Below are 25,254 nucleotides of genomic sequence, written 5' to 3' on the forward strand. Positions count from 1 at the left end.
ACGCTCAGGGCGCCGGGCGAGCTGGCGGGGCGGGCGTCACCACCATCCCGTCCAACACGCCATACGCGTAGGCCACCGCGAAGGCGTAGGCCCCCACCAGGTACGTCACGTTGAGCGTCCGCGCCGTCCCCGCGTCGCTCGCGCTGTAGCGGCCGTCCGGCCCGCGCAGCGAGAGCGCGGTCCCCAGCGAGACTCCCGCGGCCGCGAGTCCCAACCCCTGCGTCACCGCCAGCACCGTGCCCATCCCCGAGCGCTTGTGTTTGAAGTGCCCCACGCCAAAGGGCGCCAGATACCAGGCACGGGTCAGCGCTGGCGCGGTGGGCACCTCGTCCTTGCGCAGGAGCGGGTCGACAATGGGGGTTGGCGGTGGCAACAGCCGGGGACGCCGCTCGGCGCGCAGCTCCGCGATGCGGGCCTGGTGCTGAGTACGCGCGCGCTCGACGAACGCGAGGAAGTCCGGCGGATACAACAGCGGGTCCAGCACCGAGTCGCCGTGAACGGCCAGCCCTCGCACCACCTCGTCCTCCGCGCGAGCCAGCTCTTCCTGCGCGTGGTAGGTGGCCGCGAGCAGCAGGTGCGCTTCCGCCTCCAGCACATCTCCGTCGAGCCGCAGCGGATAGAGCAGGGACTCCAGCTCGGCGCGGGCGTGGGACAGCTCTCCGGACTGGTAGGCACCGCGCGCGCCGTCGAGCGGGGACGCCGCGAGCACCACCATCATCAAGGCCGCGCACATCACGGCGTCACCTCCAGCGCCACTTCGAGACGACGACCAGCGACCACGTCCACCTCTCGCTGCAAGGGAGGCGCACCCGCGCGGCGTGCCGTCACCGTGTGACGCCCATGCTCGACCCGCACCGGAGCAGCGAGAGGCGCGATGCCCACCTCTCGGCCGTCCACGAAGAGCCGCGCGCCCGCCGGAGCGAGGATGAGCACCTCCGCCTTGCGCAGCGACAACACCACGTCGCGCGTCACGGTCTCCCCCGGAGCGAGCGTCACCTCCTGGTCGACCTCGTCACACAGCGGATTGACGAAGCGCAGTCGGTAGGTCCCCGCGGGCAGCGAGAGTTCACGCACGCGGGGCGTGTATCCCTGGCTCTCACCGTTCACGAAGACCTCTGCCCATGGGCGTGCCGTCACCTTCACCACGGCGGGCCGCTCGGGGACGGGGGTTCCCACTTCCGGAGCCGGGGGCGGTGCCGAGGGCCTTGTCGGCAGGGAGGGCACGGCTGGCTTCGCCGACTCCACTCCGTCCGGACGCCCTCTTGAAACGGAGGGCCGAGCGGGCTTCTCCACCACGGCACCGTCCTTCGTGCGGCTGCCGGAGGAGCCGACAACGGGCGCCGTTTCCAGGGACGACTTCCGCGGCGCGACCTCCGCGGCGGGGCCCTGACCAGCCCCCCGAGGAGACTCCACCGGCTCCCCCGCGAGGTCTTCCTTCGAACGCGCGGTGACGCTCGCCACTTCCACTCCAGATGTCACGGCGCCACCCGCTGTCCCCTCGCTCCTTCGAGTGAGCGTCCATCCACCCCACCCCACCACCGCGCAGAGCACGAGCCCCGCGCCCACGGCGCCAGCCCTCCCCCCAGCGCGCCTCGGCCGCTCGCGCAACAACGCCGCCACCTCGGCGGACGTCGGCTCCAGCGCCAGCGCGGCGTTGAGGACCTTCGCGGCCCGGGCACCCTCTCCGCGCGCCAGCAGTCCGCGCCCCTCCTCCAGCAACCGCTCGAAGCGAGCCCGGCGCCATCGAATGGCACCTGCCACCGGGTTCGCCAGGAACTCCCGAGCCACGTCGGCGGGCGGCCCCACCTCTCGCTGGAGCAGTTCCTCCAACGCCAATGCCAACACGGCCCCGTCGTGCGGTCGGTCCCGTGCATCCTTCGCCAGGCACCGCGCGACCAGGGCCGCCAGCGGCTCGGGCGTGCCCGGCACCACCTCCGTCAGCGACGGCGCATCCTTCGTCATCACCGATGCGGCCAGGTGCGCCGCGCCCTTGCCCGCGTGCGGCGTGCTGCCCGAGCACAGCTCGAACAGGATGACCCCCACCGCGTACACATCCGACGCGGGCGAGTACGCGCCCGTGTCGATGCGCTCGGGCGCCATGTACGGCAACGAGCCCGTCACCGCTCCCGTGCTCGTGAGGCGTTCCTGATCCTCCAGCGCGGCGAGGCCAAAGTCCGCCAGCTTCAGCGGGCCTCCTTCCGCCACCAGCACGTTGTCAGGCTTCACGTCGCGGTGGACGATGCCGCGCGCGTGCGCCGCCGCCAGCGCCCGGGCGAGCTCCCAGCCCAGCACCATCACCGCCTCGGGCGGCACCGGCGCGAGCCTCGCCGCCAGCGCGCGCAGGTCCTCGCCCCGCACCCACTCGCAGACGAGAAACGGGCCTTGGTCCCCATCCTCGCCGTAGTCGTGGACCCCCAGGACGTTGGGGTGATGGAGCGACGCGGCCAGCTCGGCCTCCCGGCGGAAGCGCTCCGCGCGGCCCGCGCCGCCCCCCGGGTGCATCCGCTTCACCGCCACCGGGCGCGACAGCCGCAGGTCCGTGGCCAGGAAGACCGTGGCCATTCCCCCACGCCCCAACTCCCGCTCGAGTCGGTAGCGGCCCGCAAGCACCTCACCCGTCATCACCCGGGCATTCTCCGGGAGCGCGCTCCCGCGAGCAACCCGAACAGATTACAGCGACAGCCGACAGGCCTTCGTGTCCCCCACCTGCTCGCAGGCGCCCGTCGCCCCTCCGGGGCAGTCCCGGTCCAGCCGGCAGGGTTGCCGACACCGCAATGCCGTCCCCGACGACAGACACACGCTACAGGGCGCGCAGTCCAAGGAGTTCTCGCAGACCTCTCCCACCGACGACGGAGTCCCCGAACACTCCCGCACGCACAGTCCGTCCGGAGCACATTGGTAACCCGGCTCGCAGAGGCCCGCACCCGCGGGATTGCACTTCTCCTCGCACCGCAGTCGCTCCCTGGGACACGTGGCGATGCCGGGACAGTCGAAGGAGTCCCTGCACGCCCCTCCCAGTCGAGGCCCCACCACACAGTGCGTATTCGTGCACCGCCGCTCATCGCGACACGTGAAGTCCAACGAGCACTTCAGCGTGCACGCTCCGCCTTCACAGGCCGCCGCGGGATCCGCGCACTCGCACGCCCGCGAGCACGTCCCCCCCAGCTCCACCGTGCTCGAACATCCCGCGTCCGGCGGCGAGCACCCCGCCCCCGTGCAACCTCCATCCGGCTTCACGCAGCCGGCGTCGGGGCAACCGCCATCCGGGACCTCGCACCCCGCACCCGTGCAACCTCCGTCCGTCGGCGGCGTGACCGGCACGCAGGCGTTCAGGGTGCCGGACGGATCCGGCACGCCCCCGCAGCCATATCCCGGCCGGACACAGTCCTCGCCGCAGGTCCGCAGGCACTGCCCCAGCTCCGTCGCGCACACGCTGCCTCGCGGACAGGACCGCTTCGCGGAGCACGCCAGCAGGCAATACCCGCCCGGAAACCCCATGCCGCAGGTGAGCCCCGGACCGCAGTCAGCATCCGCGCCACAGGCCTCCCCCAGCCGGTCCGCGTCCACGGGCTCGCACTCCCCTCCCACACAGACCTGCCCCTGGGAACAGCCCTGGGACTCGTCGCAGCGGACGCGGATGTCGAGCGGACAGCCCGTCGCGGCGAACAGCACCAGCGCGGGCACCAACGAGAGCAGGAGGAAGCGGCGCATCACCAAGGCCCGGGCGACTCTACGCGGAGGGACGCGCGAAGAGCAGCCCCCCAACACGAGGGGCCTCATGTTCCCCGACGGGGGAACACGAGGCCCCCCTCACCCGCTACATGCAGGCGCCCATGACGCCGGGCGCGGAGAAGCACTGGCCGCTCTTGCACTGAGCGTTCTCCGTGCAGGGGAAGCCGAAGTCACCCGGGCTGCAGAACCCGAGGACCGAGCCGGTGAAGGGCTTCACGCAGCTCCACGCCGAGGGGCAGTTCGAGCCGTCGCGGCAGAGCCCCTGCATGCAGAAGCGGCCCTTGTTGGCCAGGATTCCGTCGTTGCACACCGCGCCGCCCAGGCCCGTCGGGCACACGCCGTCCTCGGGGCACGGCGGGAAGCTGGCGCAGTACGGCTGCTTCGAGCCCTGGTCATCTGGATCCAGGCACACCGAGTAGGTGTCGCAGCCGTCCTTGAAGTCGGAGGTGTTCGGGTTGCACGAGGGCGGGTTGGGCGGGGGCGTCAGGCTGCACAGGCCCTCGATGCACTGCTGGTTGCTCTGACACTGGCTGTTGGAGGTGCAGGTCGCCACCTTCTTGTTCTTGCAATACGAGGCGAGCGTGCCGGTGTCCTCGGCGTCGCAGTACTGATCCGCCGCGCAGTTGGCGTTCGTCTGGCAGCCCAGGGCACACAGGCCGTTGAAGCAGAACTGCCCGGAGGGACACGCCTTGCTCGAGCCGCACAGCTCCGCGCTCTGCTCGCTGGGCTTCCCGTCGGGCCCCTCGCTGTCATCGTCCTTCGTGCTGCCACAGCCCACCACCGCCAACGCCAGGAACAGGCTCATCACCACATGCTTCATGTTCGTCTCCAGGATGTTCGTTCGTGCCGCGGCGACCCTCCGCCAGCGGGTGATGGGCACCCCCATCGCAACGGGCGTGCCGCGGCCTCGCGAGGCATCGGATCGCCACGATTCCAGGGGGTTGCATGACGCCTCGGGCCCGCCTCGGGCCCGCCGCCGGGGGAAACGTGCCAGGACTGGCACGCGGACAGCCCCTCCCGAGGAGGCGGCCTGTCAGTCCTCCTCGCCCAGGTAGCGAAACAGCGAGCGCAGCCCGATGCCCAGCGCCGCCGCGGCGTCCTTCTTGCTGCCGCCGCAGCGGGCAATCGCCTCTCGCACGTAGCGTTGGACGAACGCCTCGCGCGCGTCCTCCAGCGGAATCATGGGCGCGGCGTCACCGCCCAGCTCCAGGTCCTCGGGTCTGAGCAGCTCGTCCTTCGCCAACACCGCCGCGCGTCGCACGCGCGACGTCAGCTCCCGCACGTTGCCGGGGAAGGGGTGCCCTCGCAGCGCCTCCGTGGCCTTCTGCGTGAAGCCTCGCGCCTTGCGTGCCTCCTGCGTCAACACGTGGTGGGCGATGAGCAGCACGTCGTCCCCCCGCGCTCGCAGCGGCGGCACGTCCACGCGCACCTCTTCCAGCCGGAAGCGCAGGTCCGCGCGGAAGGTGCCCCGCCGCACCGCCTCCGACAGGGCCACGTGGGTCGCGGACACCACGCGCACGTCCACCTTGCGCGGCTGGTGTTCGCCCAGCCGGGTCACTTCGCGCTCCTGCACGACGCGCAGCAAGCGCGTCTGGAGCGACAGCGGCATGTCCCCAATCTCATCCAGGAAGAGGGTGCCCCCGTCCGCCGCTTCCACCAGCCCCGACCGCGCCGCGCCCGCGCCGGTGAACGCGCCACGCGCGTGGCCGAACAGCTCACGCTCGATAAGGCTCTCCGGCAGCGCCGCGCAGTTGATGGCCACCAGCCGTCCGCGCCGACCGCTGCGCCGGTGGAGCGCCCTGGCCACCAGCTCCTTGCCTGTTCCCGTCTCGCCCTCGATGAGGACGTTGAGCGGCGTGGGCCCCAGTCGCTCCACCTGCTGGTACAGGGCGCGCATCGACGGGGACTCTCCGATGAGCCCCTCGAACGTCGCGGCTTCGATGCGGCGGGTGAGGCCCTCCACCTGCGCGCGCAGCTCCGTCAGCTCGCGCCGGGTCGACAGGAGCAGCGCCGTCAGCGCGCAGAGCGCCATGGCCTCCTCCAGGTCCGCCGCGGAGAAGGCCGCCGCGCCCAACCTCCTCCCCAGGTACACCACGGACAGCGGCACCGGCTCCACGCGCAGCGGCACCACCAGCGCGGAGCCCAGCCGCAGGGCCTCCATGCTGGGCGCCCTGGCCAGCACCGCGTCCGCCTCCACGTCGGCCACCCGCACCGGAGCGCCCGACGTCAGCACCCGGTCCACGAGGCTGTCCGCCACCGCCGCGTCAGGCATGGCCCCCGTGGAGCACAGCACGCGCCGAGGTCCCTCCCGCGAGTCCGCGGCGACGAGGAAGCCCACGTCCGCGCCCGCCACGTCGGCGAGCCCCCGCATCGCCACCTCCAGCAGCTCCAGCGGGGGACGCTGCACCAGCAGCCGCGAGGACAGCTCCGCCAGCACCGCCGCCAGCCGGCCCTCCTGTCGCCGGGGCGCCGCCTCCGTCGCATCCGCCGCGACGGTCTCCACCGCTTCGACGAGCTCCAGCTCCGCCGTGCCCACACGGAAGCGGTCGCCGGGCACCAGCGGCGCCAGGTCCACGCGCCGCCCTCGAACCTTGAGGTCACAGCCCTTTCCCGCTGGGGACACGCTCCAGCCTCGCGCATCGCGGAACAACAGCGCGTGGCTCGGCTTCACGCCGGGCGCGACGATCACGGCGTCGCAGGTGGCGTCGGAGCCCACGGAGACGACGGGCTTGTCCAAGGGGAGACGACGGCCGTCGGGGAGGACCAGAAGCTGGGGCATGGCGGAGCGCGGGCGCCGCTGTCGCATATCAGGAACGCGAGAGGCGGGCACGTGCCTCCACGTCGGCCCCGGGGCCTCGGGCAGCGGCATGAACCCTGCGTCGTCGCACCACGGTCCGACGAACCGGAATCGCTGACGCGTCAGAGCTGGCATTGACACGTCAGAACACATCCCTGACGTGTCAGACTCGAGCGACAGCGATTGATAAGAACCCCTTGCACATCGACTTGCCTAATTTTCATGCGTGCGATTGAAGTCCGTCTGTGTACGGTGATTCATCCCCTACAGGAGCTCCATGAACCGTTACCCTCGCAGAGAGTCCCCAGGCCACTGGCCTGCCCTTCCGCGTTCCCTTGTGTTTTGCGCGGCGCTCGCCCTCCTGTCGTCCTGCACGACGAAGGGAGGGGTCGGCACCCCCGCATCTGGCACCACCGTCTTTGTCGGCAAGGTCGTCACCATGGATGACCTTGGGACGATCGCGGAGGCGGTCTCCGTGGACAGCCGGGGCCACATCGTGAAGGTGGGCACCGAAAAGGAAGTGATGAAGGACCTTGGCCCAGGGGTGGGCCTCGTCCGTCTGGCGCCAGGGCAGGTGCTGATGCCGGGGTTCATCGACCCCCACCTGCACCTGTTGCCGACGCTGGCCCAGAGCCTGCTGGGGTCACACAACCTGGCGCCCTGCCTGCCCCCGCCCTACAAGGAGGCCTCCGCCCCGGGCTGCGAGAGCCACGCGGATCTGCTCAGCGCGCTCAAGTCGATGCGGATCGCCGCCGAGACCCAGGTCAACAGCAAGGAGTTCATCCTTGGGATGAACCTGGATCCGTCACGGCAGCAGTTCGTCGCCGGAAACTGCGGCGTGAGCGGGAATGTGTCCTTCATGGCGCAGCCGAAGCTCTATCTCGATAACTGTGTGAGCAAGGACCGTCCGGTGCTCATCCTGGATCAGTCCGGCCACCTGGCCTACGTGAACCAGAAGGCCTTCGATGTCGTCTGCAAGGGGGCGAAGAACTGCACGACCCCTGCGTCGGTCACGGACAACGGCGGAAGGTGGCGGTCGGACGCGAACGGATTCACCGGGTTGATCGAAGAGTCCGCCGGGTACGCGCCGTTCATGGCGGCGATGGAGAAGAGCCTACCGCTGGGGCTGGTGCAGACGAATCCAATCCAACTCGTCGAAGCCTACGAGAAGGACATCCAGAAGACCGTCCAGGAGCTGCGCAAGGCAGGGCTCACAACCCTCGCGGATGGAGGCCTGTCGAGCGCGTCCCAGATCCAGGCCGTGAAGTTTCTCGCGGAGCGGCGCGACTTCCCGATGCGGATCACGGGCCTCGTGACCTACGACGCCGCGACCCAGGGCGTCGTGGCCGCCCCCGGTGTGTCTCCCGTTGGAATGCCCGCGCAGGGGATCCAGCCGACGGGCCCCGCCTGCGATCCGAGCCAGGATCCCCAGTGCCAGCTGCCCCGGTGGCTGGGCGTTGGCGGCATCAAGCTCTGGGTGGACGGTTCGACGCAGGGCTGCACCGCTTGGCTCGAGTCTCCCTACCAGTACCTGAGCTCCGGGCACTGCCCGGACAAGAAGGAGGGCGAGGCCGACTTCCAGAGCGTGCAGGCCATCGTCGACAGCTTGAGCCCGCTCTGGAAGCAGGGGTCCTGGCGGTTCCAGCTGCACGCCAACGGCAACCTGGCGAACCAGTGGGCCGTGGATGCGTTCTCGAAGCTCCAGCTCCAGAACGTCAATCCGCACCGGGCGCTGCTCATCCACAACACGTTGGGGCAGGAGCAGGTCACCCAGAACATCAGCGACCTGCGCAAGGGCACCTATGTGTCGGGCGGGAAGAAGGTGCCGGCGCTGGATGTGCGCGTGACGCACCTCATCGGCCATGTGGCGTATTGGGGAGACGCCTTCAATCAGATGTTGGGCAAGGAGAGCGCGCGCAACATCGACCCGGTCCTCTTCGACCGTCGCCATGGCGTCCCCTTCTCGTTCCACAGCGACTCCATGGTGACACCGGCTCGCCCGCTCTGGTTCGTGGAGCAGGCCGTCACGCGGCGCACGTGGGCCTATCCTGATTTCAAGACGACCACGGTGCTCGGGCCCGAGCACGCGGCGACCGTCGAGGAGGCGCTGCGCGCGATCACCGTGGAGCCCGCCCGTCAGCACGAGCTCGACGCGTGGCTGGGCAGCATCGAGCCAGGCAAGGTGGCGGACTTCGTCGTGCTGGGGGCCAATCCCCTGGATTACGACCCGGCCAAGGGTGGAGACCCCACGAAGATCAGCCAGATTCCGGTGATTCAGACCTACCTGAATGGTCAGCCCACCGGGAACGCCAACGACTGACCGGGGCCGTTGTCACTCCGTCGTGCGGCAGCGCTCGCAGCCCTCGCTGCCGCACCCTTCCTGCCTCCTTCGGACCGGTAGGCGTCCGCCAGTGGTCACGTCGCGGGCCTCCTCCCTCGCATCGTTCTTCTGAGAACCCGGAACACAGACCATCCTGAACAGAGCGATTCCCAGACCAACGGGACAATGGCTGTCATGGCCAGGCAAGCACACTTTGCGATACCAGGCAGGCACAGCATCCAGTGTCTGCCCGCCCGAGCGCCCGCAGGTGCGCCGGGCTTCCTGTCATTCGCGGTGCTGAACCAGGGTGGACCATGACGAACCTCGGCAGATGGCTGGTCGGTGTGACGTGTTCGCTGTTCCTCGGTGCTTGCGGACCGCTCCCCGAAGGCGAAGGGGAGCAGGCCGCCAATCCCTCTGACGTCACCGACGACGCGGAGATTGGGACGGTGCATCAGGAGACGCTCGGGGGCGACCTGGGCAGCAACATGGGCCAGCCGGTGGTCATCTACCCCACCACCTGCACGGCGACGAACCAATGGCACACCACCTGCGGCTCCGGTTCGTCCCGGGACATCGCCTACGTGTGGAAGGTCCCTGAGACAGGCACCTATTCGTTCTCCACGCGGAACTCGAACTACGACACCGTCATGGAGATCCGGAACTACAAGGCCACGTCCGAGGTCCTGAAGTGCAATGACGACACCGGAAGCCTCTACACGTCCGCCATCAGCCTCAGTGGCCTGATCAAGGGCACCCAGTTGCTGATCATCATCGAAGGCTACGAAGGCGACTGCGGAAACACCCACCTGAACATCGTCAAACGGTAGCGGCCTCCTCGGGAAGGGAGGATCCGCTCGGGGGCCGGGGGACGTCCGCACCCGCGGAGGGGGGGCGGGCTTCCTCGGGTCGCGGGAGGACCGGGGTCGAAGGCGAGCTGCTCCAGGCGGTCGCGCCGCGCATGCTGATACGCTCGGAGGCGCCCTCCCTTGGAGCCCTGAGTTGATGAAGCGTGCCCTTCTCGCCGTGCTGGCCCTCCTGCTCCTCCTCGTGGGCATCCTCGTCGTCCGGACGCTCCACTTCGGCTCGCGGCAGGCCCCCGCCGAACCCGCCGAGCCCTACTCGGTGGATGCCCCCGCGGCCGCGGGCCGCCTCGCCCAGGCGCTGCGTCACCGCACCATCGCCGCCTCGGACGGGACGAGCGGAGAGGACGCCGCGTTCCAGGCGCTCCATGCCCAGCTTGTCGCTCAGTTCCCCCTCGTGCATGCGCAGCTGGGGCATGAGGCCGTGGGCGCGCATTCGCACCTGTATACGTGGGAGGGGTCGGAGCCCGGCCTGAAGCCAGTGCTCTTGATGGGCCACCTGGACGTGGTGCCCGCGGAGGCGGAGGCCACCTGGAGCCACCCGCCCTTTGGAGGTGAGGTGGCGGACGGCTACGTCCACGGCCGCGGGGCGCTCGACGACAAGGGAAGCGTGCTCGCCATCCTGGAGGCCGTGGAAGGCTTGCTCGCCCAGGGCCACCGCCCACGCCGCACGGTGCTGCTCGCCTTCGGCGCGGACGAAGAAGTGGGTGGGCGCGACGGCGCCGCGCAAGTGGCCAGGCTGCTGCTCGAGCGGGGCACGCGTCTCGAGTCCGTGCTGGACGAAGGGGGCCCCATCGGAGTGGGGCTCGTGCCCGGCGTGGCGGCGCCGGTGGCGCTGGTGGGTGTGGCGGAGAAGGGCTCGGCGCGCCTCGAGTTGAGGGTGCGGAGCGCGGGTGGTCACGCGTCCATGCCGCCCCCGCAGACGGCCGCGGGGATCCTCGCCCGCGCCCTGGTGCGCATCGAGGAGCACCCCTTCGAGGCCGGGCTGCGCGGCGCGACCCGGGGGTTGTTCGAGTACGTGGCGCCGGAGATGGAGTTCGGCATGCGCCTGCTCTTCGCCAACACCTGGCTCTTCGCCCCCCTCATCGAGCGGAAGATGGCCGCGACGCCCTCCACGAACGCCAGCATCCGCACCACCACCGCGGCCACCATGCTCGAAGGCAGCCCCAAGCCCAACGTGCTGCCGTCGCAGGCGCGCGCGGTGCTCAACGTCCGCCCGCTGCCCGGCGACAGCCTGGAGGCGGTGCGAGACCGCATGCGGGAGGCGGTGGACGATGCGCGGGTGGAGCTGTCCATCGAGGGCGACGAAGCCTCCCCGGTGTCACGCCTGGACACGGAAGGCTGGCGGCAGTTGCAGCGAAGCATCCGCCAGGTGTTCCCGGAGGCGCTGGTCGCGCCCTTCCTCACCGTGGCGGCCACCGACGCCCGGCACTTCTACCCCTTGAGTGACAGCGTGTACCGCTTCATGCCCGTGCGCATGACCCGCGACGACCTCGCACGCATGCATGGCCGCGACGAGCGGCTCTCCGTCGAGGGGTACGCGGCCGCCATCCGCTTCTACGCGCAGTACCTGCGCAACACCACGCGCTAGCAGGGGCGGCCTCATCCGCGCGGGCCCTGCCCTCTTGTGGGAGGGCAGGGCCTGGAGCGCCTTCCATGACGGCCCGGAGGCCGTCCTCCCGCGGTCGCGACCTACGGGGTGTAGACGACGGTGAGCGTGGCGTTCGCGCCGTCCTTCACGAACAGGTAGGCCGTCGCCGCTGGGTCCTGGGCGAAGCGCAGACGCAGCTGCGTCCGCCCGACCTTGTTGACCGCGGAGGCCCCCGTGCCCGTGAAGTCCGTGGAGCGGGCGGTGCCGGACGTGAACTTCGCCACGCTCGCCACGGCGCTCGCGGTCGCGGGGGCGGCCCAGTCGGCCGTCTCCGTCGGGGCGGCGTTGAAGGTGCCCGTGGCCACGTCGATGACGAGCGTGTTGCCCGCGGGGCTCGCCCAGGGGTCGCCGGAGCCGGATGAGTAGGCGATGGTGAGGAACGCCCGGGTGATGCTGGCGGTGTCCGGCAGGCTGGCCGTGTCGAACGACAGCAGGGAGCGGTTCTGCTTGCCGTCCGTCCCGCGGCCGAGCGCGAGCCCCGTGAGGGTGCCAATCGTCGCCGCGCTGCCATCCGCGTTCGCCTTCACGTAGCCATCCTCCTCGGGGATGCTGGTGAAGCTCACCATCGTCGGCGTCGTCTCGCTGTTGTTCACCGTCACGGAGGTGTCCGCGTCCAGCGCCGAGTTCCCCGCCGCATCGAAGGCCCGGGCGCTCAGCGCATGCGAACCGTTGGCGACCGTCGTGGTGTTCCAGGCGAACTCATAGGGTGCCGTGGTGTCCGTGCCCACGAGGCCGTCGTCCACGTAGAACTCCACCCGCGTGACGCCGACCGCGTCGGAGGCGCTCGCGGTCACGGTCACGGTGCCGCTCACCGTGGCGCCGGTCGCCGGCGCCGTCACGTTCACCGTGGGCGGGACGGTGTCATCCGGCGGGGTGCTGGCGTCGGTGAGCCCGAAGAAGCGCGCCTGGTAGTACACGCCGCAGAGGTTCACGTCCGTCTGATACGCGCCCGTCGCGCCGCAGACCGTGCTGCTTCCAGGAAAGCTGTGCTGCGGATCCACTGGAACAGCGTGGCCCATGCCGGTGATTTCGTAGGTCTCCACGAGCGCCGTGCCCGCGCTGTCGCGGTACACCTTGTGAGGAAAGCCCGCCACCGTCTCCGTCGTATCCGGCGTCTGGTCAATGCCGAGCACCTGGGTCCACTGCTCCATGGACTCGGTGAGGTTGGATGACTTCACCGTGAAGTCATTGGTGCCGTGCCAGATGGAGACGCGCGGGCGAGGGCCCGCGTAGCCGGGGTACGCATTGCGCACGAGGTCCGCCCAGGCCGCGGGCGTCTTGTTGACGCCCGGGCTCATGCAGCTGAAGCCCTCCGTCATGGAGCTCGCGCACCGATAGGGCCCGCCCGAATTGATGGCGCCCGCCGCGAAGACGTCCGGGTAGGTGGCCAGCATGGCGGGCACCATGTAGCCACCGGCGGAGAAGCCGGTGATGAACACCCTCGCCGGGTCGATGGAATAGGCGGCCTTCATGGCGTCCACCATCTGCTTGATGGACAGCGCCTCCCCACTGCCGCGCGTGGTGTCCCCCGGCTCGAACCAGTTGAAGCAGCTGGTGGCGTTGTTGCTGCTCGGCTGCTGCGCGTAGACGACGTAGAACTTGTAGACGTTCGACGCGGCGGTCCAGCCCCCGGGCTCCGCGGCCGCGGCGGACTGCGTGCAGCCATGCAACACCACCACGAGCGGTGCATTGGCCGGCATGCTGGCAGGCACCTGCCGGAACATCTGCAGGTTGCCTGGATTGGACCCAAAGCCTGTCACCTGCGTCAGCTCCTGCGCCACCTGCTCGACCCGGGAGCCCGGAGTGTCCGGGGCTTCAGCGCCGAGCGGACCGCAACCGATGGCGGCCACGACGGAGAGCGTGAAGCCAACCCAGGGGACGTGCGCGAACCACCGAAGACGACGGATGCCTCGAACGTGCATGGTGCCTCCCGGGCCGCCAGGGGGGAGGTTGGCGGCCGAGGGTCGAGACCTGACTGTCTTCAGGTGGCGCGGTTCAAGGCGCGTCGCGTCGCAACCGCATGAAACCTGAACCACCCTTCATCTAGGGCGCGGCGGACCCGGAGGCCGGCACGCTCCCAAGAAACGCCTCCAGCGCGGCGTTGAAGGGCGCCGGACAGTCGAGCTGCACGGTGTGGCCACACCCCTTCAGCTCCACGAGCTTCGAGCCCGCGATGCGCGAGTGGCCGTACTCGAAGATGTCCCGGGGGAAGCCGCCGTGCATGAACGGGTTGGGAATCAAGCGGTCCGCCTCCCCGAAGATGATGACCGTGGGCGCCGTGATGCGGTGGAGGTTGTCGCGCACGAAGTCATCGTTCGCGAGCCCCCTCACCGAGCGCACGTTGGCATAGGCATACGCGTCGAACTCGGGCGACTTCGCCAGCCGCACGCGCTCCTCGATGAGCCACTCCAGCTCCGGCCGCCAGTTCTGGAAGTTGGCCTGCCGCACGCTGCCCCAGATGCCGTATTCGGGCGCGGACTTGATGAACTCCGTGCTCATCACCCGCGAGAACCACGCCTTCTCCTTCGGGGAGAACTGCTCGAAGCCCGCGGGCGACACCAGCACCAGGGCCTCGGGCTCGTCCGGGTAGCGGATGGCGTACGACAGCGCCGTCTGCCCGCCCATGGAGTGGCCCACCAGGATGGGGTGCTCGACGCCCAGGCCCTGCGTCAGCTCGCGCACCGCGTCCGCCATGGCCTCCATGGTGTACGGGAAGGAGCCGGGCTTGTCGGACTTGCCGTACCCCGGCAGGTCCACCGCGACGACGTGGTAGCCAGCGCGGCTGAGCGTGTCGAGCTGCGAGCGCCAGAACTTCAGGTAGCTGCCCAGCCCGTGGATGAGCACCACCGTGCGCGCACCCGGCGCGGCGGGCAGCTCCACGTAGGCCATCTCCGGCACGCGCGTCATGCCGTAGGTGGCGGCCGTGTTCGGCAGGGCCATGCGCTTCACCGGCCAGGGCGTCGTCGCCCCGGGCGAGGCGTAGTCCAGGTCCTGGAACGCCAGCGGCGGCGCGCTGGCGTACGAGCGGACACAGCCAGAGGAGGAGGCGAGCCCCGCCGCGAGCAGCAGGGCCTTGAGGGCGCGGAAGGTGCTCATGGTCAGAACGCGTACCAGGTGAAGGTGGTGAAGGCGGCGAAGGGGTTGGTCTTCACCGTCGTGGAGCCGTCGTAGAAGTCGCCGCGGAACAGGTAACCGGCGTGCACGCCCACCGTCATGAGGTAGCGGATCGTGTAGCGCACCTCCGCGTTCACCTCGGCGCCAATGAAGCGCCCCCGCCGCACGGCCGCGTCCCAGCGCGGCGGCGTCACGCCCGAGTTGGCCAGGCCGGTGGCCAGCTTGAGGTTGAGCTTGTTGGGGATGACGTCCCACGCCGCGCTCGCGATGCCGGTGCGCAGGCCGTAGCCCTGGTTGGAGATGTCCGTCACCGCGCCCGTGTAGTTGTTCACGGTGCTGGTGAAGGGGAACAGCAGCAACATCTTGTGGTTGAACCACACCGAGCCGGGCAGGCCGTACTGGTTGAGCGTGAAAGCGCCCGTGTAGCGCCCGTCATCCAGGTTGCTGTCGCCGGTGGTGAACATGCCCTCCAGCGTCACCAGGTCCGCCGGGCCCCGGCCCCACTGGTAGAGCACCTCCAGGTTCGCGGACAGGCCGGAGATGTCCACCTTCTTGTTGAACGTGGTGTCCGCGCGGTCGCTCGTGTAGCTGCCGCCGTTGTACATGACGAAGCCGGAGGCGGCGAGGCGCCCGGTGCGGAAGTCGATGTTGTGGTTGAAGTTCGCGCCCAGCCAGAAGACGTTGCCGGTGGGCCGCTCGATGTTGAAGCGGGGGGTGCCCACGAACGGGCTGAGGCCCGTGGACGACGGCCCGCTCTTCACGATGCCTTCGAAGGCATAAGCGTCCCCCTTGGTGTCATCGCGCAGGTACCACGCGGACAGGCCGATGTTCGTCCCGGGCCGCACGGGGTAGGCGTAGTCGGCGGTGAGCAGGTAGATGAACTTCAGGCGGGGATCGTCCCGCGTCGCCTTGTCCGACTGGGCGCTGCCCAGCGGCAGGAGGCTCAGCTTGGACAGGCCCTTGTAGTTGCTGAAGATCGACAGGCCGGTGGCGTCGCTGCCCAGGAACGCCAGCTTGTAGCCCGTGCGGATGATGTCGTTGAGCGGCGTGCGCGTCGGGTCGAAGATGGAGTCGTAGACCGGCTGCGTACCGATGAGCAGCGTGAGCTGGGCGGGCTTGCGCGTGGGGTAGATCGCGACGTTGACGTTCTTCGTCTGGATGTTGACCTGATCCGCGTTGAAGCCGCCGCCCTCGTTCTGCTGCGAGGCATTGGCGGCGCGGCCCCAGAGGTAGTCCACCTCGAACTGGGCGCGGAAGGACGCCAGCCCGTCCACGAAGGAGGGGCTGTACTCCAGGACGGGGATCCAGCGCTGCTCGACGTAGAACGCCGAGCGCCCCCGCTCCACCCGGACGGCGCTGCCGGACAGCGAGCCGATGGGGCCCAGCGCCACGCCCTTGAGGCCGGCGGGATCCCCCACGCTGTTGGTCAGCGACAGCCGGGTGAAGAAGTAGTTGATGAGGATGAACTCGCGAGGCTTCGCGTCCTCCTCCCGGTCCTTCTCGTCGAACCAGTCGCCGTAATAGAGCCCGGGGACCGTGGCGGTCTGCCCCGCCGCTGGCAGCGCCAGCCCGAGCGCGAGCATCGCGGCGCCCCAGCGCATCACCCTGCGTGCCTCACCCAACCACCCTCCCGACATACACACCTCGACCCTGCTGGATTGCCGGAAGAGCCGAGGGGGCATGCCCCACCCGGCTCGATGGAAGCGCGGCGGGGGCGGCCAAGTCGCCCACCGCCGCCGTGCGACTAGCCGTTGATGACGTAGACCTGCACCGCGTTGCCGGTGAAGGGCTGACCGGAAGCACTGACCGTCTTGGCTCCCACCGCACCGTCGGCGCAGTGCCACCCCGTGGCCTTGGCCTCGAAGTACAGCTCCATGGAGAGCTTCTTCGTGTCCGAGGAGAACTTCGCGCGGCCCTCCTGCTTGAAGCTGCCGTAGTCCACGAGGACCTCGAAGCAGCTGCCGTCCGCCGCGATGTTGGAGAGGGTGACGGCCTTGGAGTCGAACACCAGCGCGTTCTGCGCGACGGTGTGGTCGCAGGTGCTGCCGGGCTGGCCGACCCCGGCGGAGTCACGGATGGTGCCGGGGATGCTGCTGACGTGGAAGTTGTTGCCCCCCACACCGATGGTGACCTTCTGGAAGCACTGGCTGGCCGAGCCCCAGTTGATGTCCTCGTCCAGCGACAGCGGGTGGCTGGGGATGTTGTCCCCCTCCATCACCAGGGTCTTGCCCTCCAGGAACGCCAGGATGTTCGACTGGGTGTCCAGCTTGGGCGTGTTGTCCACCGGCGGATCCGTCGTGTCATCCCCACACCCGGAGAGCCCCAACGTGCACAGCATCATCGCGGACGACAGCATCTTCTTCATGTGAGTGTTCCTCTTCCCATCCGGCGACAGCGCCGGGACGACGACACGACAACGCCTGGGACCCCGCCAGCGGCGGCTCGGGGCACGGAAACGGGAACATGAGCAGCCGGGCGGCAGGCATCCTGTCCGCCTTCGCTCTTCCCCACCCGCGGGGCTCGCGGAGCGAACGGGATCCGCGCCGGGGAAGATGAAGGCCGATTCATGTTTCAGCTACCGGTAGCACCCGCCAGACAACCTTGTCAAAAGACAGACGATGGCCTCGCGCGTCAAAGCGCAGCACCAACGCAGGGCGTCAGACTTCACGGAGGCGACGCGGAGGGGCCGAGCCGAACGGACCTGAGCGCGGGTTCCCGGGCGCGTATCAGGCCAGCACGGGAAACACCGGATCAGGAGCGACGGGCCGCGCTCCCGGTGACGGCTGCGCGTGGCGCTGCGTGACCGCGCGTGCGGGGCCGTGCGCCAGAAATCCACCGGTTCGTGCCCCCCAGGTCCGCCGTAGCAGCAGTGGCGCGCCCTTGTCGGTGCGCTCGCCGCCCCCACCCGGCGCGGGGTCTCGTGAAACACATCCACGTGCAGCGGGATGCACACGTGCGCAGCGCGCGTGTACGGCACATTGCGCACCAGCTCCGCCGCCGCTCTCGACTGGGGCGGCGGCGGGTGCTGGCACATGGCTTGCTCAGTGCGTACGCGGTTCTTGAACGGCAGCTGGCGAGCGCTGGCTCCACTCACTTTCGAAAGGGATGCGCATGACCGAGGGGCTCGGGCAGGTCCTCCTGGTGATCATCCTCTTGGGGCCCGGGCTCTTCCTGTGGGGAGTCCTCGTCGCCGCGAGGAAGCCGCGCGATGGGGGCTCCAAGTGGATCGGGGGCGTGATGATGTTCCTGAGCGCCTCGTTCATGGGGTTCTTGTACTGGGCGTACAACCTGATCTTCAGCTCAAGCTATGCGAAGGGACGGGTGCTGCGGCTGAGGGGGCGGGCTCGCGTGGCCCGTCGCGCCCTGGGGGAAGGCTGGGTGGACGGCGTGGTTCCGGAGGTCGCGGGGCTCACGCCCTGGCAGCGGACGGTGCTGGGCGAGGCGTGGAGGTACTCCGCGAGCCTGGAGCACGCGTCGGTTCCGGCCTTCGCGAAGCTGTCGCTCAAGCTCACCGCGCTGGGCGCCCCCTCGGAGCTGATCGAGGCGTGTCACCTGGCGGCCCTGGACGAGGTCCGCCACGCCAGGAGGTGCTTCGCGCTGGCCCGGGCCTACGCGGGGCTGCCCTGGACCGCGGGGGCGATTCCAGAGCTGGGCCAGCAGCGCCCCCAGCCACCGAGCCCCGAGGCCGGTGACGACTGGGCCCGGCTGGTGCGCGGCTCGTTGCTGGATGGGTGCCTGGGGGAAGGGGTGGCCTCCAGGGTCGCGAGTGAAGGGGCGAGCCGGGCCAGCGACCCTGTCGTGCGCGAGACCCTGTCGGTCATCGCCGAGGACGAGGCACGGCACGCGGAGCTGGCCTGGGACGTCATCGCCTTCGCCCTGGAACGGGGCGGGGGCAAGGCGAAGCAGGCCCTGCGTCAGTCCTTGGAAGCGCTGGAGGCGCAGCGGACGCCCGCGCTCCCACGCATCCCAGGAGTCGACGAGGGATTCCTCGCGCGAAACGGCGTGCTGCCCCAGGCGGAGCTGGGGCAGCTGATGGAGGAGTGCATCCAGCGGACGCGGACCCGGGCAGCGGCGTTGGTGGGAACGTCCGTCCGCCTGGCGAGCTGAAGCGTCCCGGGCTCACTTCCCCGTGGGCACTCCGAGCTTCTCGAGGACCTTCACGGCATTGGTATTCCCCGCGTTGAGCGCGAGCGACTTCTTGTAGTTCGCGATGGCCGCTTCCTTCAGGCCGGCCTGGAGCTGAGCCTCCCCCAGGCTGTCGTAGACGTTCGCGTCCGTCGGGAAGAGCTTCACGTTCGCTTCGAACACCCGCACCGCGTCCGCGCCCTGTCCGCCCCTCATCAACTGATAGCCAAGTTGGTTCAGCTGCCCCGACTCCAGGCCCGTCAGGCCCTCACCGTGCTTCGCGGTGTACCAGGCAAGCGCGGCGTCGACGCCCTTGACCCGCGTGAGCATGTCCACATGGGCGACCGGCGACTCGGGCGTGGGCTTGAACGTGGCCCAGGCATATTCAGAGGCCACGCTGGCGATGATGCGGTCGAAGAGCAGGAACCCGTTGTCGGAGTTGGCCATGACGACAACTCCGGCCCCCGTGTCACTGAAGGACGTCAGCGAGGCCTGGAAGCCCTCGTCCGCGCCTCCGTGACCGAAGCCGTCGGCGCCGGGGATGAGCTGGAAGCCCAGCCCGAACCGCTCCGACTGCTGCGAGAGCATCTGCTTCGCCATCGACTGGGACAGCACGCGCGTGGACTTCCCTGCCTTCGCCTTGGCCACCTCGATGGCGACCCGCGCCAGGTCGGACGGCGTGGTCCACAGTCCGGCCGCGGCCATCTCCGGGTACACGTGCCAGCGGCCCGCGACGCTCTTCCCGTTGGAGTACGTCCCGCTCGCCGTCCGGGCGGCACGGTCCGGAGCCGGGGGCTGCTCGAAGGAGCTCTGCGTCATGCCGAGCGGCTTCAGCACCGCCTCGCTCATGATCTGGGGGAACGGCTTCTGGAGCTGATCCACCATCATCAACTGGACGATGGACGTGCCGCCGCCGCTGTAACGCGTCTGCGTGCCGGGGACGATGTCGACGCGCACCGGGGAGGTGTTCGCGGGTGCCACGCCATCCAACACCTGCACCAGCGTGGGCATGGGCGCGTCCACCGCGTACCCGGGGAAGCCGTGCACCGTCGTCCCCCCGCTGTGACTGAGCAGCTTGCGAAGGGTGACCTTCTGCTCCTTCGTGAAGTCGTTCTCCGGGAGCTTCCACGAGCGCAACTTGTCGTTGATGTTCTCGTCGAGCGACCACTTGCCTGCCTCGACGAAGTGCAGCGCCGCCATGGCCGTCACCGGCTTGCTGATGGAGCCCGCCTGGAAGAGCGTCTCCAGGGTGACGGGCTCCGAGCCGCCAGCGTCCTTCACGCCATAGGTCTTGGCCCAGACGATGGCGTTCTTGTCGAAGACGGCGATGCTCAGCCCGGGAATCTGGTACAGCGCCATCCACTGTTGGATCGTCAGGCGCTGGGGTTTCTCGCCTTCGATGACCACGGGGGCCAATCCCGCCTCGACTCGCGCCACACGGGCCGTCTGGGCGGGGCTGGACACCCACTGCGTGGCGGGCTTCTTCGCCCCCTCCGCGGCGAGGGCAGTCCCTCCCGAGCCGAACAGGACGGCCGCGAGGGCGATGTGGGACACAGGACGACGCATGCTTTCACCGGAGGAAGGAGGTGGAACCTCCGGTGTACTGCATTGGCTCCGGATCGATTGCCAGCCCGAGCTCCACTTTTCGCGACCTTGGCCCCGGGCGGACCTGCCGGTGGGGAGGGGGACCGGTCAGCGCACCTCGAATTCGTAGATGCGCGTCGCCGGGTCGGTGGTCTGGGTCGGGGTGGCCACGTTGAGCTTGATGTAGCGCGCGGAGGTGGCGCTGATCGAATGGGTCGAGCTGTCGGCGGTGTTGTTCGTCACCGTCACCGGCGTGCTCCAGGTCGTGCCGTTGCTGGAGGTCTGGATGGTGAATGCCCGGGTGTTCCAGGTGCTCGATTCGCCCCCCGCGCCGGCATGCTTGACGACGAAGCTGCTGACGGTCTGCGCCGACCCGAGATCCACCTGCAGCCAGGAAGGAGAGGTCAACGAGCAGAACTTGTCGGTGGTGCCACCGGAGACGCTCCCGTTGACCGCCTTGGCCGGTGTCTCGCTGCTGTTGCAGGCGCTGGAGCCGGTCGCCGGCTTGTTGAGCGCCAGGTTGATATTGCCGACGCCAACCGAGACGACCTGGGTCTTGGTGTTGTTGGCGCCGCCGTTGTCGGTCACGGTCAGGCTGACGCTGTAGTCACCGGCGCTGGCATAGACATGGCTGGGGTTGGTCGCGGTCGAGCCACCGCCGTCTCCGAAGGTCCAGCTTCGGGAGGCGATGCTTCCGTCGCTGTCGCTGGAGGCGTCGCTGAAGATCGCGGTCAGTCCGCTCACGGTGACGCCGAAGTTGGCCACCGGCGGGGTATTGCCGCTGACCGCGGTGTTGATCGCCGCCGCGTACTGCGCGGCCGTGCCCTGCGCCCCGCACTTCTGGATGTCGTCATACAGCCAGATGAAGCCGCCGCCGATGCCGGCGGTGCTCTTCCAGTTGCTCATCTTGCTCTGCACGGTGGCCGGGCTGTCGCCGCTGCCGCAACCGGTGCCATGGCGCGACCAGAGGCCCGGGGCGACGGTCATGCCCATCGCGGTGTTCCAGGTCGCCGGATTGTTTCCGGCGCCGCCGTCGTACACCTGAAGGTAGATGCCATCGACCGCGCTGCCGAGGTTGTCCTTGAGAGACCGCCAGAAGCCCTGGTTGGTGTAGGGCGCGAAGGTGATCTTGAAGCCCAGGCCGCTCAGCATCTGCCCGAACTGGGTGGTCGGCGCGAGGTCGTAGGCGCTCTCGTCGTCGAAGTTGACCGCGGCGGCGCCCGTGGCGGTCTTCAGCGCCTGGAAGTTGCGGTACAGGATGCTGGTGCTGCCGGTGCCACAGACGAGCGTGCTGCCGCAGCCAGCGGCGGTGCCGTTGACCAGCCTGGCCATGCGCTCGAAATCCGGGACGCTCCAGGCGCCAATCGACACTTCGATGCGATTGACCGAGGTCGGCGCGGTCTTGAGCGTGGCCAGCCGCGCCGGCCAGGCCGAGTCACCGATATAGGCGCCGTTCTTGACCACCGGGATGTCGTTGTAGACGAGGTCGCCGTTGTCCTCGATGTGGAAGCTCCAGAGGATCACGGTGGTGAAGCCCGAGCCGCGCAGGTCGTCCATCACCGCGGTGCCGCCGGAATAGAACGGGCCGCCGCCGTAGATCGCCGAAGCGGCTTGGGCCGTCGGCGCGAAAGAGGCCAGGGCGAGAGCAACGAGCGCCGGCCAGACGTGGCGGGCGGGAAGGAGGCAGGACGAGAGTTCGTTCGACTTCGGCATGGTGCGATCCCCTATCGCCAGCCTCGGCGATGGGCAGACATTGCGGACAACGAAACCAGCATGTCAATATTACCAAGTCAAAATTGAATAGAACGCAATTCTAACGAACACGTCACGTTTTGGAGTCCTGCCCGGCCCGCCAATCCCACACATGTCGTCCATTTCAATCCGGGTCGGCATGGGCTGAGTCGTGGCGGCGCGGGTGCGGCTGTGGAGACGCCGCGCAGCGACCTGGCGTAGAACGGGGCATGACCAACGCCTCCGATAGCGTCCTGCTCGCCGCCGCCACGGTGGAGGGCGGCGAAGGACTCACCCAGCACGTCCGCACCGGACGCCACCAGTTCATCGCGGATGAGCCCGTGGCACGCGGTGGCGCGGACCTTGGCCCCGCGCCGTATCAGCTCCTGATGGGCTCGCTCGGCTCCTGCACGGCCATCACGCTCAAGATGTACGCGGAGAAGAAGAAGTGGGACCTGGGCAGGCTCGTCGTGCGCCTCAAGCTGATTCGCGAGCCCGCGGGTGAGCGCGTCGAGCGGGTCCTCGACTGCGCGGACACGGTGACACCGGAGCAGCGGGCGCGGCTGCTCGAAATCGCCGCGAAGACGCCCGTCACGCTGACGCTGTCCCGCGCGCTGCATATCGACACGCGCTTCGCGTCCACGGAGCCGCCGGACTCCACCGGCCCCACCCAGGGGTAGCCCCATTGAACCTGGCACCCCCAGCACAAGCATGAGGCAGGGGATGCCAGGGCTCCCGATAGCTGGCACGTGAAGTGCTTTTCAGGGTACGAGAGGCTTTGTCCTTTACCTCCCGGACTCCCACGTGAATGCACTTCCCCTGCCGAAAGAGCGCCATCTCAGGCCCCTCTCCTTTTTCTCCTTGCGCAGAGGCATCACGGGACTGGCGCTCATCGCCGTCTACCTCATCTCCTATCAATACTTCGCCCGAGGGGGCGCGAATCCCAGGGTGAGCATGTCCCCGCAGGTCGTGATCCCGCTCCTGGTCGCGGTGTTCCTGACGCTGTTCGCCTTCTTCTTCTGGCGGATCCGCAGATGGGGGGCCGCCTATCATCAGGGGGTTTCCTTCTTCGGAGCAGGTGACGAACGAGAAGCGGCGCACCGCTTCGAGGAAGCCGCACGCCGCAGCACGCAGGGGACGCAGCGAGCCGTGTCGGTCGCCTTGCTCGGCCAGTGCATGCTGGCGCTGGGGGATGCTCCGCGAGCGCTCGAGCTCTTCGGTTCGGCGGAGCGCTCCCACCAGGTGCGCAGGTCCGTGCCGGCGTTGTACCGGTGGATGCCCAACTTGATCGCCATGGCCTACTTCGTCCAAGGAGACGGCGGCGCCGCGCGCGCATGGCTGGAGGAGGGGCGCAAGCGGGCCAACGGCCTCCCTCCCACGTATGCGTTGCTCCCGGAAGTCGGGCTCCTCTGCCGCGAGGGCCGCCACGCAGCCGCGGTGGCGGAGTTGGAGTCTCGCACGGCGGAAGCGGACATGCTGGTGGGGCGGGATGCCCGCCGACTCAAGCTCCTCCGGGCCTTCGCCCTGGACTCCCTGGATCCGGCCACCCATGCGGCCGCCATTGACGCCGCGCTGAGCACGACACAGCCCACGCGCCCCGACGATTTCGACATGCTCTCGGCCCATTGGCCGGAGCTGCGGGCCTTCATGGAGCGCAAGGGTATCCCCGGCACGCGCGCCGCGTAGGTTTCGCGTCGAAGCAGCCCACGGGAGGCCAGGGGCGCCGCTACTTCCGGCGATAGACGTCCGGGTCGTGGCGCTCCATGAAGCGCTCGGGGCTCTTCAGCGGGGTGAAGCCATGCCGCGCGTACAGGCTGTGCGCATCCCGCGTCGCCAGGAGGAAGCGCCGCAGTCCCTGGAGGTCGGGGTGCGCCATGACGGCCTCCATCAACCGCTTGCCCAAGCCCTGGCCCTGGTGTGACTCCAGGATGAACACGTCGCAGAGGTAGGCGAACGTCGCGCGGTCCGTGACGACGCGCGCGAAGCCCACCTGGATACCGTCCGCACCATACAAGCCGAAGACAAGAGAGTTTCGCAGGGCCTGCTCGACCATCGACCGGGAGATGCCCGGGCTCCAATAGGAGCGCGTCAGGTATCCGTGAACGACGTCCAGGTCGATCCGGGCCGCGTCGTCCGAAACGAAGAAACCGCCCTCACCCTGGACCTCCATGGCGTGAGGAAGCGGTGCTGCATCACCACGGGTGCTCATCCGGTCCTGTTCTCCCCGCGGAGGCCAGACCTGGAAGAGGACGGCTCGCCGCGCCGCCGACGGTATCGAAGAAAGAGGGGTCGGTGCTGTCCGTCGAGGTCAGCGGCCTTGCGACCGTGCCGGCCTTCGGGCGCTCGGGTTGGACAGCGCCCCGTTCGTTTGACACCCTCCTGGGCACATGCCCCCCACCCCCTCGACTCCACCCGCCTCCCCCTGGTGGGTCGAGCGCGCCGAGACCCTTCTCCTGGCGCCCTGGGATTCACGAACGTTGGGCCTGGGCGCACGGTGGGAGCTCTTCGAGCGGTTCTCCTTCGTGCAGGAGAACGTGGAGCCCGAGCTGCTCCTTCTCGACGTCCGAGCGCGTCCGGAGCTCCAGGTGCTCTGGGCGGCGCTGATGGCGCGCGCGCACGCGGTCACCGAGGCGCTGGATGCGGCAGGCGCGGACGTCGCGCAGCAGCTCCGCTCGGGAGGCCTCTCTCCGGCGCGCTTCAGGGAACAGTGGGAGGGGCTTGGCTTCACCGAGGCCACGGGCCGCGCGAGCACGGCGGCGGATGACTGGCTTGAGGGCCTGCTGCGCATTTCACGTATCACCACGGGCCAGGACCGCCCCCCCTTCGGGCAAGTGAACATGGCCTCGCGGGCCCAGCGCATCTCCGACTTCCTGTCCACCACGAGCCCTGGGCAGCGCGACACCGTCTACGACCTCGGCTGCGGCAACGGGAAGTTCGCCATCACCGTGGCCGCGAGCACCTTCGCCCAGGTCAAGGGCGTGGAGTACGGACAGACGTACGTCGAGTCCGCGCGCCGCAATGGCGAGCGCTTCGGGCTGCCGAACCTGGAGTTCATCCACGCGGATGTCCGTGACGTGGACCTGTCGGATGGCACCGCGTTCTATCTGTACTTCCCCTTCTGGGGAGAGGTGGCGCACGCGGTCGCACGGATGCTGGGGGAGGTCGCGCGGGCTCGGGACATCACCGTGTACGCCTCGGGCCCGCGCCACGACTACGGCGAGCACTTCCTCGAGCAGGTGTCACAAGGAGCCCTGTGTCTGGCGCCGCAGCGCCAGGATTTCGCCGACGTGATGGTCCTGCGCAGCGCAGCCTTCGCCTGAGCAGCCGCACCCGTTCG

Annotated in this window: 19 protein-coding genes; 7 read left to right on the forward strand and 12 right to left on the reverse strand. The window is 69.2% G+C overall.

Translation table 11 applies throughout. The annotated features are described in order from the left end of the window. Nucleotides 1–4: 4 nt before the first annotated feature. From GTY96_RS22265 to GTY96_RS22285, 5 genes are all read right to left on the reverse strand, one after another. Nucleotides 5–733, reverse strand: a complete 729-nt coding sequence (locus GTY96_RS22265; protein WP_201756318.1) for a hypothetical protein — start codon at nucleotides 731–733, stop codon at nucleotides 5–7. Beyond that, entirely contained in the window at nucleotides 733–2,562 is a 1,830-nt protein-coding gene (locus GTY96_RS22270; RefSeq protein WP_235685778.1) for a serine/threonine-protein kinase, read from the reverse strand. The genes GTY96_RS22265 and GTY96_RS22270 overlap by 1 nt, the downstream gene beginning before the upstream one ends. A gap of 108 nt (nucleotides 2,563–2,670) precedes the next feature. Continuing rightward, nucleotides 2,671–3,711 (reverse strand): hypothetical protein, encoded by a 1,041-nt coding sequence (locus tag GTY96_RS37770; RefSeq protein ID WP_235685779.1) that lies wholly within the window; start codon nucleotides 3,709–3,711, stop codon nucleotides 2,671–2,673. 106 nt (nucleotides 3,712–3,817) lie between these two features. Then, on the reverse strand, nucleotides 3,818–4,552 hold the full coding sequence (locus GTY96_RS22280) for a hypothetical protein (RefSeq protein ID WP_143906941.1): 735 nt from the start codon (nucleotides 4,550–4,552) through the stop codon (nucleotides 3,818–3,820). Nucleotides 4,553–4,765: 213 nt separating this feature from the next. Next, a complete protein-coding gene (locus GTY96_RS22285; RefSeq protein WP_161665720.1) occupies nucleotides 4,766–6,511 on the reverse strand; it encodes a sigma 54-interacting transcriptional regulator in 1,746 nt (581 codons plus the stop codon). Between the two features lie 457 nt (nucleotides 6,512–6,968). Between GTY96_RS22285 and GTY96_RS22290 the strand changes: the two genes are divergently transcribed. The 3 genes from GTY96_RS22290 (at nucleotide 6,969) to GTY96_RS22300 (ending at nucleotide 11,303) form a co-directional block, all read left to right on the forward strand. Then, nucleotides 6,969–8,849 carry an amidohydrolase gene (locus GTY96_RS22290; protein WP_328700969.1) on the forward strand — a complete coding sequence of 627 codons (1,881 nt, stop codon included), beginning with the start codon at nucleotides 6,969–6,971 and terminating at the stop codon, nucleotides 8,847–8,849. A gap of 314 nt (nucleotides 8,850–9,163) precedes the next feature. Further along, entirely contained in the window at nucleotides 9,164–9,679 is a 516-nt protein-coding gene (locus GTY96_RS22295; protein WP_143906935.1) for a hypothetical protein, read from the forward strand. 175 nt (nucleotides 9,680–9,854) lie between these two features. Beyond that, on the forward strand, nucleotides 9,855–11,303 hold the full coding sequence (locus tag GTY96_RS22300; protein ID WP_161665722.1) for a M20 family peptidase: 1,449 nt from the start codon (nucleotides 9,855–9,857) through the stop codon (nucleotides 11,301–11,303). 101 nt (nucleotides 11,304–11,404) lie between these two features. On the opposite strand, the gene GTY96_RS22305 is transcribed toward GTY96_RS22300, so the two are convergent. The 4 genes from GTY96_RS22305 to GTY96_RS22320 form a co-directional block, all read right to left on the reverse strand. Then, nucleotides 11,405–13,285 carry an extracellular catalytic domain type 1 short-chain-length polyhydroxyalkanoate depolymerase gene (locus GTY96_RS22305; RefSeq protein ID WP_161665723.1) on the reverse strand — a complete coding sequence of 627 codons (1,881 nt, stop codon included), beginning with the start codon at nucleotides 13,283–13,285 and terminating at the stop codon, nucleotides 11,405–11,407. A gap of 121 nt (nucleotides 13,286–13,406) precedes the next feature. Beyond that, the gene (locus GTY96_RS22310) at nucleotides 13,407–14,459 is read right to left on the reverse strand and encodes an alpha/beta fold hydrolase (protein WP_143906930.1); all 1,053 of its coding nucleotides are present in this window, start codon (nucleotides 14,457–14,459) and stop codon (nucleotides 13,407–13,409) included. Nucleotides 14,460–14,461: 2 nt separating this feature from the next. Continuing rightward, complete coding sequence (locus GTY96_RS22315) at nucleotides 14,462–16,078, reverse strand: hypothetical protein (protein ID WP_235685796.1); 1,617 nt, start codon at nucleotides 16,076–16,078, stop codon at nucleotides 14,462–14,464. 143 nt (nucleotides 16,079–16,221) lie between these two features. Then, nucleotides 16,222–16,842: a hypothetical protein gene (locus GTY96_RS22320; protein ID WP_143906926.1), complete on the reverse strand. Its 621-nt coding sequence runs from the start codon at nucleotides 16,840–16,842 to the stop codon at nucleotides 16,222–16,224. A gap of 746 nt (nucleotides 16,843–17,588) precedes the next feature. Here GTY96_RS22320 and GTY96_RS22325 point away from each other — a divergent pair. After that, entirely contained in the window at nucleotides 17,589–18,584 is a 996-nt protein-coding gene (locus GTY96_RS22325; protein WP_161665724.1) for a ferritin-like domain-containing protein, read from the forward strand. A gap of 12 nt (nucleotides 18,585–18,596) precedes the next feature. Here GTY96_RS22325 and GTY96_RS22330 read toward each other — a convergent pair whose 3' ends face one another. After that, complete coding sequence (locus GTY96_RS22330; RefSeq protein WP_161665725.1) at nucleotides 18,597–20,168, reverse strand: serine hydrolase; 1,572 nt, start codon at nucleotides 20,166–20,168, stop codon at nucleotides 18,597–18,599. A gap of 126 nt (nucleotides 20,169–20,294) precedes the next feature. Then, nucleotides 20,295–21,899, reverse strand: a complete 1,605-nt coding sequence (locus GTY96_RS22335; protein ID WP_161665726.1) for a PKD domain-containing protein — start codon at nucleotides 21,897–21,899, stop codon at nucleotides 20,295–20,297. A 248-nt stretch (nucleotides 21,900–22,147) separates the two neighbouring features. Here GTY96_RS22335 and GTY96_RS22340 point away from each other — a divergent pair, with 248 nt between their 5' ends. Both GTY96_RS22340 and GTY96_RS22345 read left to right on the forward strand, forming a co-directional pair. Then, nucleotides 22,148–22,597 carry an OsmC family protein gene (locus GTY96_RS22340; RefSeq protein ID WP_161665727.1) on the forward strand — a complete coding sequence of 150 codons (450 nt, stop codon included), beginning with the start codon at nucleotides 22,148–22,150 and terminating at the stop codon, nucleotides 22,595–22,597. Between the two features lie 181 nt (nucleotides 22,598–22,778). Next, a complete protein-coding gene (locus tag GTY96_RS22345) occupies nucleotides 22,779–23,603 on the forward strand; it encodes a tetratricopeptide repeat protein (RefSeq protein WP_161665728.1) in 825 nt (274 codons plus the stop codon). A 40-nt stretch (nucleotides 23,604–23,643) separates the two neighbouring features. Here the strand turns inward: GTY96_RS22345 and GTY96_RS22350 are convergent, their stop codons facing one another. After that, nucleotides 23,644–24,126, reverse strand: coding sequence for a GNAT family N-acetyltransferase (locus tag GTY96_RS22350; RefSeq protein ID WP_304503242.1), 483 nt, complete (start codon nucleotides 24,124–24,126; stop codon nucleotides 23,644–23,646). 268 nt (nucleotides 24,127–24,394) lie between these two features. Here GTY96_RS22350 and GTY96_RS22355 point away from each other — a divergent pair, with 268 nt between their 5' ends. Beyond that, nucleotides 24,395–25,237: a class I SAM-dependent methyltransferase gene (locus GTY96_RS22355; RefSeq protein WP_161665729.1), complete on the forward strand. Its 843-nt coding sequence runs from the start codon at nucleotides 24,395–24,397 to the stop codon at nucleotides 25,235–25,237. Nucleotides 25,238–25,254: the final 17 nt, after the last annotated feature.

The sequence above is a fragment of the Corallococcus silvisoli genome (genome assembly GCF_009909145.1).
In the GTDB taxonomy this organism is placed as follows: Bacteria; Myxococcota; Myxococcia; order Myxococcales; family Myxococcaceae; genus Corallococcus; species Corallococcus silvisoli.